The sequence below is a fragment of the Chelatococcus sp. CO-6 genome, assembly GCF_001271345.1.
Classification (GTDB): domain Bacteria; phylum Pseudomonadota; class Alphaproteobacteria; order Rhizobiales; family Beijerinckiaceae; genus Chelatococcus_A; species Chelatococcus_A caeni.
The window spans coordinates 4,169,574-4,183,766 of the sequence record NZ_CP012398.1; the positions used below are offsets into that span (position 1 = coordinate 4,169,574).

Here is a 14,193-nt window from a genome sequence, read left to right on the forward strand (position 1 = left end):
CGGCTGCCGACGATCACAAGGGCGGCGGCTCGGCCGCGTAATGCCGCTGCCCCCGCCTGCAGAGATAGACCTCCGGCTCCGGCCGGTCGGTGATGACGAAGCCGGCGCTGCGCAGCATGGCTTCGACCGCAGCCCGGTTCGGGATGAACCAGTTCGTCGGATCGCCCGAATAACGCTCCTCGACGAAGAAGAGCTTCGGATAGTCCGGCCGCTCGAAGGCATCCCACTCGGCAAAGGGGTAGTCGTCGGCAAGGTCGGGCACCGTGTCCCAGCCGCGCATCAGGCTCTGGAACACGAGCATGTCGCCCGCCACGTGCTCGTGGATGAGGTCGAGCGCCAGCAGCGGATGGCGCAGGTGATAGAACACGCCCATGAACAGCACGATGTCGAAGCGCTGGCCGAGCTGCCCCACCTCGTAGACCGACATCTGCCTGAGCTCCACATCGACGCCGGTCTGCTCGGCGGCGAAGGCGGCCTGCTCGAGGTAATGGGGATCGGCGTCGATGCCGACGACACGGCCGGCATTCCGCTTCTTCATCTCGATGAGGTAGAAGCCCGCGTTGCAGCCGATGTCGAGCACGCTGCGACCTTCGAGGTCCTGCGGCAGGGCATGGGCGAAGCGGGCCCATTTGAAGGCCGGATAATCGCCGAGGAAATGGTCCGGCGCCGTCTCCACGCCCTGGATGCGCAGGTTGTGGAACCACGGGCCGAGTTCGGCGATGCGGCGGCGGATGTCGACGGTCGCGTCAGATCGTTCGTTGAGTTTCATTGCTCTGCTGCACCCGTTCCTTGAGACGACGGGGCTGGCGGCGCCGTTTGTCGCCGTTCGCCCGCGCCGATACCCTGAACCAGTCGATCGTGAGATCGAGTCCCTCTGTGAGCGGCACAACCGGCTCCCAGCCGAGCACGTCGCGCGCCCGCCCGATATCGGGCCGCCGCCTGAGCGGATCGTCCTCCGGCAGGGGCAGGTAGACGACGCTTGACGGCGAGCCGGTTCCGTCGCGGACGAGACGGGCCAGCTCATTCACCGTGAACTCGCCGGGATTGCCGAGATTGACCGGCGCGCCCGGGTTGGGTTCGACCCGCATGAGCCTCAGGAGACCCTTGACGAGGTCGGAGACGAAGCAGAAGGAGCGCGTCTGCTCGCCGTCGCCGTAGACGGTGAGCGGCCGCCCACCCAGCGCCTGGTAGATGAAGGTCGAGATGATGCGGCCGTCGTCCGGCTGCATGCGCGGACCATAGGTGTTGAAGATGCGCGCGACCCGCGCATCGACCCGGCCGAGGCGCAGGAAATCGAAGCACAGCGCCTCCGCCGCCCGCTTGCCCTCGTCGTAGCAGGCACGCGGGCCGGTGCAGTTGACGTTGCCGCGATAGTCTTCGCGCTGCGGGTGCTGCTCGGGATCGCCGTAGACCTCGCTGGTGGACGCCTGCAGGAAATGCGCGCCATGCTCCTCGGCCAGCGTCAGGAGGTTCGCCGTGCCGACCACGCTCGTCATCATCGTGTGGACCGGCGCCGCCTGGTAGCGCGGCGGCGATGCGGCGCAGGCGAGATTGAAGATCTCGTCGAGCTCTTCGTCGATCGCGAGGCTCTCGCTCACGTCATGCTCGATGAGCCGGAAGCGCGGGTGGTTGTCGAGCGGTGCGACGTTGGCGCGCCGGCCCGTCACGAAGCTGTCGACGCAGATCACGCTGGCGCCCTCGGCAATGAGCGCATCGCACAGGTGCGACCCGACGAAGCCCGCTCCGCCAGCGACGAGAACCGTCCGCACGCGCCTGCCACGAACCGATGCATCCATCTGCCATCTCCTGCCGTCTCACTCGGCCGCCACCGTGCGGAGCGGATCGACCGCCGTCGTATCGAGCGCCGCCACCATTTCGCGGGCCCGCGCCCTGCCGGTGTGTCCGGCCAGGACGCGCCGGCGCGCCGCTGCCGCGATCTGCCGGCGCCGGGCGTCGGATATCCGCGTCAGCGCGGTGACGACATCCTCGCCAGTGTCGGCGATGACGATGGCCTCGCCGTCGGGGAAAAGCCCGTCGAGCCCGCGCCAGCGGTCGCTGATCACCGGGGTGCCGCAGGCGGCGGCCTCGAACAGCCGCACGCTCGGCGACCATCCGGCGGCGATCATGTCGGCCCGCGTCACGTTGAGCGTGAAGCGCTGCCGGCTGTAGAACGAGGCATGCTCGCCCGGCGGCAGATGGGTGATGCGCTCGACATTGTCCGGCCAGGCGATGTCAGGCGGATATTGCGCGCCCGCCACCACGAAGCGCAGATGCGGCAGCCGCCGCGCCGGCCCGATCAGCAGGCGCTCCAGGGCCGGCTGCCGGTCGGGGCTGTAGGTGCCGAGATAGCCGAGGTCCCATCGCGGCGCTTCGCCGGTCGGCTGGTAGGCGGCAGGATCGACCGAGCAGTGCAGCGCCACCGCCCGCCGGGCGCCGTGCTCGCGCTCGAGCCGCTCCAGCACGTCGCCGCTGGAGAAGGAGAAGTAGATGTCGAAGAGCGGCACCTGCCGCCGGGCGAGGTAGTCCTCCTCCCCATGCTCCAGCCGCCGCATCGTGACGGGGGTGTCGATGTCGTAGAAACTGAGGTTGGCGAGGCCTGCCTTCGCAAGGAAATCGATGACCGCGGCGCCGTCGGGCACGAAGGAGCCGACGATGACCGCATCGGCGCGACGCAGCGCCGGCAGGAAGCGGCGCAGCCCCTCGACGCTGCGATAATAGGCGAGCCGGCAGAAGTCGGGCTTCGGCAGGTCGCGGTGATCGGCGTACCAGGACACGTCCCGCTCGAGGAACAGGATATCGTGCCCCTCCTCCGCCAGGCCCCGCAGCAGGGCCCGGTAGGTGGTGGCGTGGCCGTTGCCCCACGAGGAGGACAGCGACAGGCCGAGCACGGCGATGGACAGGCGCTTGGTCATTCGGCAGCCTCGACGTTGCGGGACCGGACAAACCGGCGGAACAGGCGGTCCACCTGCTCGGCCCGGTGCTCGTAGGTATGCTCGGCGAGGATGCGCGCCCGCGCCCGTTCGCCGATGGCCCGGGCCCGTTCGGGCGTCAGGGCGGCGAGCGCCTCGGCGACGTCGCGCCCGTCGCGGGCGACGAGCACCTCCTCGCCCTCCTTCAGGAAGAGGTCGAGCCCCTCCCATGCATCGGTGATGAGACAGGCGCCCGCCCCGGCGGCCTCGAACACCCGGGTCGCGGGCGAGAAGCCGTTCTCGGCCATGCTGGCCCGGCTGATGTTGAGCACCGCTTTCGGCGTGACGTTGAAGGCATTGTGGTCGCGCGTCGGCACATGGCCGAGGGAGCGCACGTTCGCCGGCAGCGGCTTGTCGTCCCAGCCGGCGCCGCCGAGGAGGAAGCGCTGCCCGGGCAGGAGGCTGGCCGCGCGGAGGAAGAACTCCTCCACCCGCGCCTCCCGGTCCGGCAGGCGGTTGCCGAGGAAGGCGAGATCGCAGGAAAAGCGCTCGTCCGGCGCCACGGGATGATGCGTCTCGGGATCGAGCGCATTGTAGATTGGGATGCAGCGGGCGGCGCCGAAGCCTTCGTAGGCCCGCACCACGGGATCGCCACCGCCATAGGTGAGGACGAGGTCGAGCCGTGCGAGCGCGCGGTGCAGCGCGTGCCCCGGGTCCTGCGCCATCTCCGCGAGGGTCGCCGGAGCGTCGACGTCCCAGAAGATCCTGATGGCGTCCGGCGCCGCGGCATCGAGCACGGCCGCGAGGATTTCGTCGTCCGCGAAGCCGACGCCGCTCGCCTTGACGACGACATCCGCCTCGCCGGCGCGGCCCGCCACCGCCTTCAGCGCATCGCTATTCGCCTCGTAGACGACCACGCGGCACCACGACGGCGGCTCGATGTCGCGATGCTTCTGCCTGTCATAGGCATCCGGCTCGTAGAACGTGATGTCGTAGCCGCGTGCGGCGAGCGCCTTGAGCAGCCCCCGGTAATAGGTCGCGGCACCGTTCCAGTAGGACGACACCAGGCTCGAACCGTAGAAGGCGATCTTCATCGTGCGGCGGCCTCCATGAGCGGGATCTGGCGCCGCACCGCATCCGTGCCCCTGCGGGCGATCAGCCCGAGAAGTTCGTCGACGCGGTGCGCGCAGGTGTGGCGGGCCAGGATGGTCCGAAGGCCCGAGGCGGCGAGCGATGCCGCAAGGGCGGGATCGTGCAGCACGTCCCGGAGCATCCGCGCCATCGCCTCGCCGTCGCTTGCGACGAGGAAGTCCTCGCCCGGGCGGAAAAGTCCTTCGCTGTCGGACCAGGGGGCCGAGACGAGCGGGATGCCGCAGGCCAGCGCCTCGAAGACGCGGATGGTCGGGATGCCCGGCAGGGCCTCCACATAGGGCCGGCGCGGCACGTGCACGGTAACCCGGTGGCGGGCGAAGGCGATGGGCACGTCCGCATTGGCGATCCAGCCGCGGTACTTGAGGCCGGTCGTCGCCAATTGCTCCAGCGCCTCAGGCGGATAGCGCACGCCGCGCACCTCGCCGGCAAGGCCGAGCCGGCGGGCCGGCTCGATCAGCATCGCCGCGAGTTCGGCCGAGCGTTCGCCGTCGCCCCAGTTGCCGATCCAGACGAGATCGCCCCGGCGCTCCTCCTCGAGCGGCCGGAAGAGCCGCGTGTCGGCCGCCTCGTGCCAGGTCGCCACCTCCCCGCCCCAGCCGGCGGCGAGATAGCGCTGCCGCAAGGCTTCGCCGAAGGCGAGAACGCAGTCGTAGTCCTTGAGCTGAAGCGCCGCGATCTCGGGCCGGGCCGAGACGGCACGATGGTGCGTGTCATGGAAGATGAGCGTGAAGCGTCCACCCTCGCGCCGCGCCCTGCCGATGCGGGCGACGAGCGCGGGATCGGTCCACTCGTGCACGATCACGACGTCGGCTTCGTCGAGCGCCTTCTCATGGGCGAAATCCGGCCCGTAGACCTGCGACCGCAGCATCGGGAAATCGCGTGCGAAACGCTCGACCGCCACCTCCCCCTGATCGGCGAGGAGATTGGTGCGGCTCCAGCCGTCCGCGGGCTCGAGCGCGAGCGCCTCGTGCCCCCGCGCCAGAAGCTCGCGCATGACGCCGCGCAGGAAATGCGCATTCCCGTGGTTCCAGTCGGAGACGAGGGAATGGGTGTAGAAGAGGAAGCGCATGTCAGATCCTCGCGATGGCGATCTCCGCCGGCGTCGCGGCGAGCGAGCGGTAGAGGGCGGCCATGGCCTCGGCCTGCGCCTTCAAGGTGTAGCGGCGCGAACGCATCAGCGCCTTCCGGCCCATCTCGTCGCGCCGGGCGGGATTGGCGGCGAGCTGGGTGATGGCGCGGCCGAGCGCACGCGGGTCGCGGGGATCGAAGAAGAGCGCCGCCTCGTCCCACAGCTCCCGATAGGTCGGGATGTCGGCGAGGACGAGGGCAGCGCCGAGCGCGGCACCCTCGAGCGGCGCGAGGCCGAACGGCTCGTAGAGCGAGGGCGAGACGACGATGCCGGCCGCCGCCATGCGGGCAAGCACCTCCGCATGTGGGATTTCGCCGAGCTCCACCGCATGCCTCAATGCCGTGCTCTCGCCGTTCGGCCCGGTCGTCGGCCCGGCCATGAGGACGGGAACGTCGGTGAAGGCCGCCGCGGCATCGAGAACGGCGGCGTTCTTGCCGTCATCCCACCAGCGGCCGGCCGCGACGACGCTGCCGTCGGCGCCCGCGCGCTCTTCCGTCGGCGCGATGCCGTTGCGCACCACCTTCAGCCGGTTGAGGCGGCCGTAGCAGCGCTCGACGAGGGCGGCATGGCTGTCGCTGGGAACGACCACGGCATCGGCGCGGGCAAGGCCGGCCGCATTGCGCCGCACCTGCCAGCGCCAGCTCTCGGGCAAGGGTCCCTCGCGCATGGTCTCCCACCATGAGACGACGCAGGAATGGGACACGACCACGACGGGCAGGATGGTATGAATATCCGCCGCCTGCGTCGGCAGGTTGAGGTGCAGGAGATCGACCTCGTGCTCTTCGGCGAGATGATCGAGCACCCCGGCCAGCTGGTCGAGGCCGGCCTCGTCCGCGACCGTCCAGTCGAGCGGCACATCAAGCCACACAAGGTCGCCGACCCGGCTCGCCTCCGCCACCTTTTCGGGCGAAGGCGGCGGCCCCATCCCGACGAGGATCGTCTGGATGCCGAGGGGCCGCAGCGCGGACGCGAGCGAGACCGCATAGCGCCAGACGCCGCCGACGGCATCGAGCGTCATCAGGACGCGCCAGCGCGCCTCGATGGCCGGCGCGGGAGCGGACGGAGCGGCGCCGTTATATGGCAGGCTCCCCCTCATGCCGTCGCCCTCTCCGCCAGCGCGTCGAGGCCGCGCTCCGCACGCAGCCAGGCGGCGAGATCGGCGAGCCCGTCCTGCCAGGACACACGCGCGTGCCAGCCGGTCGACGCCTCGATGAGGCGGGTGTCGGCGACGAAATAACGCTGGTCGCCCTGGCGCATGGCGCCCGGCACGATGCGCGGCTCCTCGTTGACGAGGCGCCGGATCTCGGCGAGCACGATCCTCAGGCTGACGGCATTCGCCACGCCGCCGCCGAGATTGAACGCCCGGCCGCCGAGCCTGTCGATGCCGGCCAGCACGGCCCGGTAGGCGGCGACGGCGTCGCTTACGTGCAGGATGTCGCGGACCTGCTTGCCGTCGCCGTAGATATTGATGCTGCGCCCTTCGAGCGCCGCGATGAGGAAATGGGCGACCCAGCCCTGGTCCTCGGTGCCGAACTGGCGCGGACCGTAGATGCAGCTCATGCGCAGCACCGCGGCCGGGATGCCGAAGGAGGCCGCATAGTCGAGCACGTACTGGTCGGCGACGCCCTTCGAGCAGCCGTAGGGCGTGCAGAAGGCGAGCGGTCGGTCCTCGCCGATGCCGTGGCGGGCGATCACCGCATCCGTCGGCTCGTAGCGGTCCTCGCGCTCGACGAGGTCGATGTCGGCGAGCGCGCCATAGACCTTGTTGGTGCTGGCGAAGACGACGGGAATGGCCCGGCCCGTGCGGCGGATGGCCTCGAGCACGTTGAGCGTGCCGCGCGCATTCACCTCGAAATCTTCGACCGGCCTCGCAAGGCTCGTCGTCACCGCGGTCTGCGCAGCGAGATGGAAGACGGCCTTCGCCTCGGCGATGGCCGGCGCGATCGCGTCGAAATCACGCACGTCCGCCAGAAAGGGCCGGATACGCTCGCTGTGACGGGCCCTCAGCCAGGCGAGGTTCTCCACCACCCCGGGGCGGCTGCAGTCGTCGAGCACGATGACATCCTCGCCGTCCCGCGCCAGCGCATCGGCAAGATTGGAGCCGATGAAGCCGCTGCCGCCGGTGACGACGACCGGCCGTGCCCTCCGGCCGGCCGCGGGCGCGGCAGGACCGGCACGGTCTGGCGCCTCGGCCCTCATGACACGAGCCCCCGCTTCTCGAGGAGAGCCCGCATCTCGGCGCTGCGGTCGCTCGCCCCGACATCCGCGACCCAGGCGGCGAACTCGCCGAGGCTGTCCTCCAGCCGGTGGCGCGGCTCGTATCCGAGGAGCTCGCGCGCCTTGCCGAGATCGGCGAAGCAGTTGCGGATGTCGCCCGCGCGCATCTTGCCGAGAATCTCGGGCTCGACATCCGGCCGGCCGAGCGCTTCGGCGACGAGCGCGGCGACACGCCTGATGCTGTAGGAATCGCCGCTGCCGATATTGATGGCATGGCCCGCGGCCTGCGGCTTCTCCAGCGCGAGGCGGAAGGCACGCGCCACGTCCTTCACATGGACGAAGTCGCGCCGTTGCTCGCCGTCCTCGAAGATGAGCGGCGGGTTGCCGTTGGCGAGGCGCGCGGCGAAGTTGGCGAGGACGCCGGTGTAGGGATTGCCGAGCGCCTGGCCCGGGCCGAAGACGTTGAAGAGCCGCAACGCGACGGCATCGACCTTGTAGGCCTCGCCGAAGATCAGCACCGCCTGTTCCTGGGCGAATTTCGTCAGGGCGTAGATGGATGCAAGGTCGATGCGCTTGTCCTCATCGGTGGGGACGGCGATGAGGGGCTGGCCCTTCTCGTCGTAGAGGTCCCACTGGCCCTGGATCAGCTGCCTGCGCGAGCGGCGTGCGCCATCGGCACGGTTGCCGTCGCGGGACTGATAGAGCCCCTCGCCGTAGACGCTCATGGACGAGGCGACGACGATGCGCTCGACCGGCCTGTCGATGAGCTCCTCCAACAGGACGGCGGTGCCGAGATCGTTGCCGCCGACATAGCGGGCGATCTCGTACATCGACTGGCCGACGCCGACCTCGGCGGCGAGATGCACGACGCAATCGACGCCGGCGAGCGCCTCGCGCACGGTGTCCCTGTCGCGCAGATCGCCGAAGATGTAGTGGGCGCGGTCGTCTCCCCTGAACCCGCCTTCTGCGTGAACCTGCTCGACGAGGCTGTCGAGCACCCTAACGGCATAGCCGCCGGCAAGGAGTTCATCCGTCAGATGACGCCCGATGAAGCCGCAGCCGCCCGTGATCAGAACTGTCTTGGGCACGTTCGCTCCAGATGTATCGAGAAAACCGAGTTGCAGCGTCCGAACAATGCGCGCCAACGTTTGTTCCACCTCCTCGCCACGGGGTCCTCCTGGACGTGGCAAGGCGCTCCGGCGGGAGCGGACGCAGGAGGAACAATCGATGCCGCGGCTGGTTCGAACGGGCGTTCCACCACGCGAGGAGACAGCCGATGAGCGAAGCGAAGACCACCACCGATCACGCGGCCATCCGCAAATGGGTGGAAGCGCGGCAGGGCCGTCCGGCGCGGGTCAAGACGTCCGGCCCCGGCGGCATCCTGCGCATCGACTTCGGCAAGCCGGAAGAAAACCTCGAGGAGATCTCCTGGGAGGAATTCTTCCGCATCTTCGACGAGAACCGCCTCGCCTTCCTGCATCAGGAGCGGACGGAGGGCGGCGATGTCAGCCGCTTCAGCAAGTTCATCGAGCGCGACGGCTCCTGAGGCCGTCGCCCTCACCGTCGTTTCAACTTTCACGATTCCAGATCGGCACGGACCTCGCCGCAGCCGCCCCGACGAAGCGGGGGTGAAACATCGCCGGCTCAGGACTTGTCGCGGCGCCCGCCGGACCCGGAGCCGGAATCTCCCGAACGTGCGCCTTTGCCGAGATCGGTCCGCGCACGTTTGTCCTTGTCGAGCTTCTCGAAACTCTCGATCACGCCATCGGTGTCCTGCCGGACATCGGCCACGGCGCGGCGCTCGTTATGGACATTCCCCTGGTCGTCTCCCTGCAGGCGGTTGTTGCCCATGCGGTCGCTCGCGAGCTCGGTCTCGTCGAGCGGTTGCGGCGCCGCGCGTGACGCAGGCTTGCCTTGCCGTTTGGTCATGGCTTTTCTCCCTCGATAGGCCCCTCTAACCGCCCGCCATCGGCCTTGTTCCGGTCTTTCCCGGTCCGGGCCGGAGACCGGCGCGCCGGCGGCGTCGATTTCTCCCGAAGATCACGGAACTATCGGGCGGGGCGAACATTGTCCCAAGAGGACGGGCTGGAGGGGCGGCTCGGACACCAGCACACGATTTCGCGGAGGCAATCGCCATGCAGCCTGACCGAAGGCTCGAGAAAGGACACGCCTCGCACCAGCAATCCAGCTCCGAGATCGTCGCGCTCATTCCTGCCCTGCGTGCCTTCGCACGCACGTTCTGCCGCAACACCAGCGATGCCGACGACCTCGTTCAGGAGACCCTGACCAAGGCTCTCGCCAAGATCGAGCAGTTCGAACCCGGCACCAGCCTGAAGTCGTGGCTGTTCACCATCATGCGCAACACGTTCTACACCCAGGCGAAGCTCGCCCGCCGCGAGGCCCCGGGGGTCAGCGACTGCGCGTCGACGCGCCTGCGTGTCGACGCGACGCAGGAGTGGTCGACGCGCGGGCGCGAGCTTCATGAAGCCATCCAGCGCCTGCCGCCGCAGCATCGGGAGATCATCGTTCTCGTGGGCGTCCTCGGCATGAGCTACGAGGAAGCGGGCGAGATCTGCGGCTGTGCCCTCGGCACGGTGAAGAGCCGGCTCAGCCGGGCGCGGTTGCGGCTGCTCGAGGAGCTCGACGAACGGTCTGCCTCGAGCTGCATCGAGAGGACGGAGACATTTCCGACCGCTTCCCTGCCCAAATCCGTTTCGCGGTGACGGGCGCCCCGTCTCACGGCTCGACATAGCCGGTCACGAAGAGGTGCATCGTCGCATCGCTGCGTGGATCCTGTTCGAAGACGAAGGCGCCGCGCCGCTGCGACCGCTGGGGCAGATAGTCGAAGCGCAGCTCCCTCGCCTCGTCGGCTCCCACTTCCCGGCGCAGCACCCCGCGCAGCGTCACGTCCGATGCCGTGACATCCCCCTCGTTGGTCACCACCACCTGCATCTGGTAGACGTTGCCGATCTGCTCGACGCTCTCCACCACGATCGAGAAGCGCGGCGGCTGCCCGTCCACCCAGGCTGCGAGACCGAGCAGGTAGCCCAGCAGCACGACGACGAAGAAGAAGGCGACGCCGCCGACGACCCATTCGAGCGACTTCTCGTAGCTTGCGGGAGCGCCGGCCTTGTCCTTTCCGTTCGTCCGCATGAACCTGCCTTCTACAGGATGAGCCGGGCAGCCGCGGCGCCGGCGGAAGAGGGAAAGCCGAGCACGATCGTCGCGGTGATGACCTGTTCGAGCGAGGTGTCGTCGGTGCGGCCGAACGTCCACAGGATGTACAGGCTGACCATCATGGCGAGCATGTAGCCCGGCAGCGTGAAACGGGCGAAGGCGCTCCACCAGGGCGTCTGCGGCGTGAGCTCCGTGCCTCCCCTGAAGCCCACGGCGAAGATGAAGCCGTGCATGACGAGCAGCGAGAGCAGGACCAGCGCCACGGCGTGCCAGGGCGTCATCCGGTAGGAAATGAGGATCATCTCCTCCGTCGGTGCCACGTTGAAGCCCAGGAACAACGCGCCGACCGCCATGAGGAACATCTCGCTCCAGTAGCTCTCCTGCTGGTCCTCCTCCTCCCGCCTCTCCGACCCGAGCTGGCTGCGCGCCAGGAGCGCCCCGATGCTCGCGGGCACCACCTGGATGGCGATCTTGCCGGTGATCTCATGGAACGACATGCCCGGACCGATGGCGCCGAAGACAGCGAGGGCGACGGCGCTCGTCACCATGCCGATGCCGAGCGCGAACAGGGCATCGGCCACATCCTCGCGCCAGGCGCGGGTCGTCTCGAAGCCGATCCGCCGCGACAGGAGGATGAGGAGCGGCAGGCACAGTATGAGCAGGAGCGCGAGGCGCAGCCGGTCCATGGAGAAGCCGAGCCACCACATCTCCATCGTCATGAGCATCGGCATGGAGAAGATCAGCGCGCCACCGAGCGCGCGCCCGGTATCCCGCAGGACCTTGCTTCGCGCGCGCATCCTCGTTCCGCGTTCCAAGCCGACTTTTCCCATCGGTCACCATCTGGGGCGAGGCCGGACCGGCCGGTCCGAACCTGCTCGCAGCGATACAACGCGCCGGTGCGCCTTTGGTTCACATCGCCCTCGGGCGGGCCGTCTCCACCCGGCCCGGCAGCAGCGGCAACTCACGCGATCGGGAACAACAACAAACCACCTCAGGTTAGGGCGGCGTTTCCCGAGACGAGGAGATCCGCATGCGCATCGCAGTCATCGGCGCCGGTTACGTGGGCCTGACCACAGGCAGCTGCCTCGCCGCCCTCGGCCATCGGGTGCGATGTCACGACATCGACGGCGGGCGCCTCGCACGGCTGGCCCGTCTCGACCTGCCGCTCTACGAGCCCGGCCTCGAGGACCTGGTGCGCCGCGGCATGGCAGACGGCAGCCTGCAATTCTGCCTGGGGCTCGAGGACGCGCTGGAAGCGGCCGAGGCCGTCTTCCTCGCCGTCGGCACGCCGGCCCTGCCGGACGGCGAGATCGACCTCAGCCAGATCATCGCCTCGGCGCGCGCCATCGCCCCGCGCCTCGCGCGCAACGCCATCGTGATCGTGAAATCGACGGTCGTCCCGGGCACCTGCCGCCAGCTCGCCGACCTCATCGCCCGCGAGCGCGGCGCCCTCGACATTCGCGTCGCCTCGAACCCGGAATTCCTGCGCGAGGGCGCCGCGGTCGGGGATTTCATGGAACCCGACCGCATCGTCATCGGCGCCGACGACGTGCAGGCGGCGAAGGTGCTGGAAGAGATCTACGCCCCCCTCGCGCGCAGGAAGGTGCCCGTCCTGTCGACGAGCTGCGACAACGCCGAACTCGTCAAATATGCCGCCAATGCCTTTCTCGCCCTCAAGATCGGCTTCATCAACGACATCGCCGAACTGTGCGAGCGGATCGGCGGCGACGTCGCCCGGGTGGCCGAGGGCATCGGCCTCGACCGACGCATCGGCCCGAGCTGCCTGACACCCGGCCCCGGGTTCGGCGGCTCCTGCTTCCCCAAGGACACGCGCGCCTTTGCCGCCGTCAGCCGCCGCGCGGGCGCACCCCAGGCGCTGATCGAGACCCTCATCCGCCGCAACGAGGAGCGCAAGGCGCATCTCGGGCGCCGCATTCTCAACGAGGCCGCCCTCGCGAGCGGCGACACGGTGGCCGTGCTCGGCCTCGCCTTCAAGGCCGGCACCGACGACATCCGCGAGGCGGCGGCGCTGACCATCATCCCCATGCTGCAGAAGGCTGGGATCGCGGTGCGCGCCCACGATCCGATGGCGATGGCGGCCGCGCGGCGGCATCTCGCCGACGTGCGATGGTGCGCGACGCCCTATGAGGCGGTGGAGAAGGCCGATGCCCTCGTGATCCTGACGGAATGGGACGACTACCGCGACCTCGACCTGGCGCGCATTGCCGACCGGATGGTCGGCCGGATGCTGTTCGACTACCGCAATCTCCTCCCGCCCGAGGCGGTGACGGCGGCGGGCCTGCGCTGCATCGGGCTCGGCCGGCCTGCCGCACCGCGCGCTGCCGAAGACGCGCCGAGCGCCCCCTCGGCGCAATGGCGCGGCAAGGTCGCCGCCCGCAGCCGCCTGTGACCCATGGGGGCCGTCACCGGTTGTGGCGGCCCCGGTCATCAGCGCGGATGACATCGTCGACGACCGTGTATTTCACCAGCCGGCCGAGTTCGGGATCATCGCCGCGATAATGCACGACGGCTCCGTCCGGCACGTCGGCGTCGCCGTAGCGCTCGACCGTTCGCGCCCGCACGGCGGTGATGCGCGGATCGCTCCTGAACAGGGCGAGAGCCGCGATCTCGGCACCGGTCGCGCCGCCGACGCGCCATGACTGCTCGAGGACGGCGAGACGTTCGCCGCCGTCGGCCGCGGTGCCGAAGGCGATGTCGTAATTGCGCCGCGAGGCGAAGAAGCCGGCGAAATTGGCATCCGCGGCCCGGTCGAAGACACGGGCCGCAACGACGCAGCGCCGGGCCCTCTCGTCGAGCGGGCGATCCAGGAGGGCTTCCATGCCGCCGCGAACGAGATACAGCGCCGAGCCGCCGTAGACCTTCTCCCCCGCATTGTCGTCGGTCAGGCTCTGGATGCCGAAATATGCGGCCTTGAGGCCGGCTGCCCGCACCTCGCCGACGCTGGCGGTGCCGACGTCCGACAGGTTCTCCTCGAGCACCAGGCCGTGCCGCACGTCGTTGTGGGCAAGCACGGCGGCGAGCGCCTCGTCGAGTTCGTCCTTGGAGCGGACAACGACCTGGCCACGCGCCCCCTCCGCCAGCACCGGCTTGAGGCGCAGGGCGCCCCGGGCGAGAAGGCGACGGGCCGCCTGCGCCGCATCCGAAGCATCGAAGACGGTCAGGCCGTCGAGCACCACCTCCTCCACCTCGCGCGCGAAAGCGGGCAACCAGGAGGGCGGCGCCACGGCCCCTCGCGAGACGAGCGGATGCACGATCGCCTTCGTCGCCATGAACGGCTCGGCGACCCAGCCGCCGAACAGGTCGTCCTCACATCTGACGGCGTGTCGCGCGGCCTCGTCGTGCCCGCACAAGGTGCGACGCGGGAAATGATAGAGGCTGGTCCTGCCCGTGCACTCCTCCACGGCGCCCGCATAATCGAGATCAAGCGTCGCCGCGAGCGCCCGCGCAAGCGACACATGGCCGATCTCGGAGTGATCCCGTCCGCCGCGGCAGTCGTGGGTCACGAGGGCCTTCCGCATCCGTGCGGAGCCAGTGTCGGTCACCATGCGCATCTCCGGGCCAGCGGTCCGAGAACGCAACCGGGCCGTC

General features: G+C 69.4%; 15 protein-coding genes. 3 read left to right on the forward strand and 12 right to left on the reverse strand.

Features of this window, described 5'->3' with window-relative positions; genetic code table 11:
- Nucleotides 1–13: 13 nt before the first annotated feature.
- Genes AL346_RS19460 through AL346_RS19495 form a run of 8 tightly spaced genes read right to left on the reverse strand, consistent with a single transcriptional unit; the run spans nt 14 to nt 8,495 of the window.
- On the reverse strand, nt 14–769 hold the full coding sequence (locus tag AL346_RS19460) for a TIGR04290 family methyltransferase (RefSeq protein WP_019401680.1): 756 nt from the start codon (nt 767–769) through the stop codon (nt 14–16).
- Entirely contained in the window at nt 747–1,796 is a 1,050-nt protein-coding gene (locus AL346_RS19465) for a UDP-glucuronic acid decarboxylase family protein (protein WP_019401679.1), read from the reverse strand. The genes AL346_RS19460 and AL346_RS19465 overlap by 23 nt, the downstream gene beginning before the upstream one ends.
- Nucleotides 1,797–1,814: 18 nt before the next feature.
- Nucleotides 1,815–2,912: a glycosyltransferase gene (locus tag AL346_RS19470; protein ID WP_053193957.1), complete on the reverse strand. Its 1,098-nt coding sequence runs from the start codon at nt 2,910–2,912 to the stop codon at nt 1,815–1,817.
- On the reverse strand, nt 2,909–4,003 hold the full coding sequence (locus AL346_RS19475; protein WP_019401920.1) for a glycosyltransferase: 1,095 nt from the start codon (nt 4,001–4,003) through the stop codon (nt 2,909–2,911). The genes AL346_RS19470 and AL346_RS19475 overlap by 4 nt, the downstream gene beginning before the upstream one ends.
- On the reverse strand, nt 4,000–5,130 hold the full coding sequence (locus tag AL346_RS19480) for a glycosyltransferase (RefSeq protein ID WP_019401919.1): 1,131 nt from the start codon (nt 5,128–5,130) through the stop codon (nt 4,000–4,002). Before AL346_RS19480 ends, AL346_RS19475 begins: the two co-directional genes overlap by 4 nt.
- Before the next feature lies 1 nt (nt 5,131).
- Nucleotides 5,132–6,286 (reverse strand): glycosyltransferase family 4 protein, encoded by a 1,155-nt coding sequence (locus AL346_RS19485; protein ID WP_019401918.1) that lies wholly within the window; start codon nt 6,284–6,286, stop codon nt 5,132–5,134.
- Nucleotides 6,283–7,389: an NAD-dependent epimerase/dehydratase family protein gene (locus tag AL346_RS19490; RefSeq protein ID WP_019401917.1), complete on the reverse strand. Its 1,107-nt coding sequence runs from the start codon at nt 7,387–7,389 to the stop codon at nt 6,283–6,285. The genes AL346_RS19485 and AL346_RS19490 overlap by 4 nt, the downstream gene beginning before the upstream one ends.
- Nucleotides 7,386–8,495 carry an NAD(P)-dependent oxidoreductase gene (locus AL346_RS19495; RefSeq protein ID WP_019401916.1) on the reverse strand — a complete coding sequence of 370 codons (1,110 nt, stop codon included), beginning with the start codon at nt 8,493–8,495 and terminating at the stop codon, nt 7,386–7,388. Before AL346_RS19495 ends, AL346_RS19490 begins: the two co-directional genes overlap by 4 nt.
- A 188-nt stretch (nt 8,496–8,683) precedes the next feature.
- On the opposite strand from AL346_RS19495, the gene AL346_RS19500 reads away from it, so the two are divergent.
- The gene (locus AL346_RS19500; protein ID WP_019401915.1) at nt 8,684–8,953 is read left to right on the forward strand and encodes a hypothetical protein; all 270 of its coding nucleotides are present in this window, start codon (nt 8,684–8,686) and stop codon (nt 8,951–8,953) included.
- A 98-nt stretch (nt 8,954–9,051) separates the two neighbouring features.
- Here AL346_RS19500 and AL346_RS19505 read toward each other — a convergent pair whose 3' ends face one another.
- Nucleotides 9,052–9,336: a hypothetical protein gene (locus tag AL346_RS19505; protein WP_019401914.1), complete on the reverse strand. Its 285-nt coding sequence runs from the start codon at nt 9,334–9,336 to the stop codon at nt 9,052–9,054.
- 206 nt (nt 9,337–9,542) lie between these two features.
- Here AL346_RS19505 and AL346_RS19510 point away from each other — a divergent pair, with 206 nt between their 5' ends.
- Nucleotides 9,543–10,130: a sigma-70 family RNA polymerase sigma factor gene (locus AL346_RS19510; RefSeq protein ID WP_019401913.1), complete on the forward strand. Its 588-nt coding sequence runs from the start codon at nt 9,543–9,545 to the stop codon at nt 10,128–10,130.
- Between the two features lie 13 nt (nt 10,131–10,143).
- Here AL346_RS19510 and AL346_RS19515 read toward each other — a convergent pair whose 3' ends face one another.
- Entirely contained in the window at nt 10,144–10,560 is a 417-nt protein-coding gene (locus AL346_RS19515) for a hypothetical protein (protein WP_019401912.1), read from the reverse strand.
- A gap of 11 nt (nt 10,561–10,571) precedes the next feature.
- Nucleotides 10,572–11,381 (reverse strand): TIGR02587 family membrane protein, encoded by an 810-nt coding sequence (locus AL346_RS19520; RefSeq protein WP_053193959.1) that lies wholly within the window; start codon nt 11,379–11,381, stop codon nt 10,572–10,574.
- Nucleotides 11,382–11,614: 233 nt separating this feature from the next.
- Between AL346_RS19520 and AL346_RS19525 the strand changes: the two genes are divergently transcribed.
- The gene (locus AL346_RS19525) at nt 11,615–12,994 is read left to right on the forward strand and encodes a UDP-glucose/GDP-mannose dehydrogenase family protein (protein WP_019401910.1); all 1,380 of its coding nucleotides are present in this window, start codon (nt 11,615–11,617) and stop codon (nt 12,992–12,994) included.
- Between the two features lie 13 nt (nt 12,995–13,007).
- Here the strand turns inward: AL346_RS19525 and AL346_RS19530 are convergent, their stop codons facing one another.
- Entirely contained in the window at nt 13,008–14,150 is a 1,143-nt protein-coding gene (locus tag AL346_RS19530; RefSeq protein ID WP_157672236.1) for a DUF3182 family protein, read from the reverse strand.
- Nucleotides 14,151–14,193 lie beyond the last annotated feature (43 nt).

Bases quoted from the DNA above. Each gene is read 5' to 3' on its own strand.
- AL346_RS19460 (WP_019401680.1), bottom strand. From the start codon at position 769: ATGAAACTCAACGAACGATCTGACGCGACCGTCGACATCCGCCGCCGC.
- AL346_RS19465 (WP_019401679.1), bottom strand. From the start codon at position 1,796: ATGGATGCATCGGTTCGTGGCAGGCGCGTGCGGACGGTTCTCGTCGCT.
- AL346_RS19470 (WP_053193957.1), bottom strand. From the start codon at position 2,912: ATGACCAAGCGCCTGTCCATCGCCGTGCTCGGCCTGTCGCTGTCCTCC.
- AL346_RS19475 (WP_019401920.1), bottom strand. From the start codon at position 4,003: ATGAAGATCGCCTTCTACGGTTCGAGCCTGGTGTCGTCCTACTGGAAC.
- AL346_RS19480 (WP_019401919.1), bottom strand. From the start codon at position 5,130: ATGCGCTTCCTCTTCTACACCCATTCCCTCGTCTCCGACTGGAACCAC.
- AL346_RS19485 (WP_019401918.1), bottom strand. From the start codon at position 6,286: ATGAGGGGGAGCCTGCCATATAACGGCGCCGCTCCGTCCGCTCCCGCG.
- AL346_RS19490 (WP_019401917.1), bottom strand. From the start codon at position 7,389: ATGAGGGCCGAGGCGCCAGACCGTGCCGGTCCTGCCGCGCCCGCGGCC.
- AL346_RS19500 (WP_019401915.1), top strand. From the start codon at position 8,684: ATGAGCGAAGCGAAGACCACCACCGATCACGCGGCCATCCGCAAATGG.
- AL346_RS19505 (WP_019401914.1), bottom strand. From the start codon at position 9,336: ATGACCAAACGGCAAGGCAAGCCTGCGTCACGCGCGGCGCCGCAACCG.
- AL346_RS19510 (WP_019401913.1), top strand. From the start codon at position 9,543: ATGCAGCCTGACCGAAGGCTCGAGAAAGGACACGCCTCGCACCAGCAA.
- AL346_RS19515 (WP_019401912.1), bottom strand. From the start codon at position 10,560: ATGCGGACGAACGGAAAGGACAAGGCCGGCGCTCCCGCAAGCTACGAG.
- AL346_RS19520 (WP_053193959.1), bottom strand. From the start codon at position 11,381: ATGCGCGCGCGAAGCAAGGTCCTGCGGGATACCGGGCGCGCGCTCGGT.
- AL346_RS19525 (WP_019401910.1), top strand. From the start codon at position 11,615: ATGCGCATCGCAGTCATCGGCGCCGGTTACGTGGGCCTGACCACAGGC.
- AL346_RS19530 (WP_157672236.1), bottom strand. From the start codon at position 14,150: ATGGTGACCGACACTGGCTCCGCACGGATGCGGAAGGCCCTCGTGACC.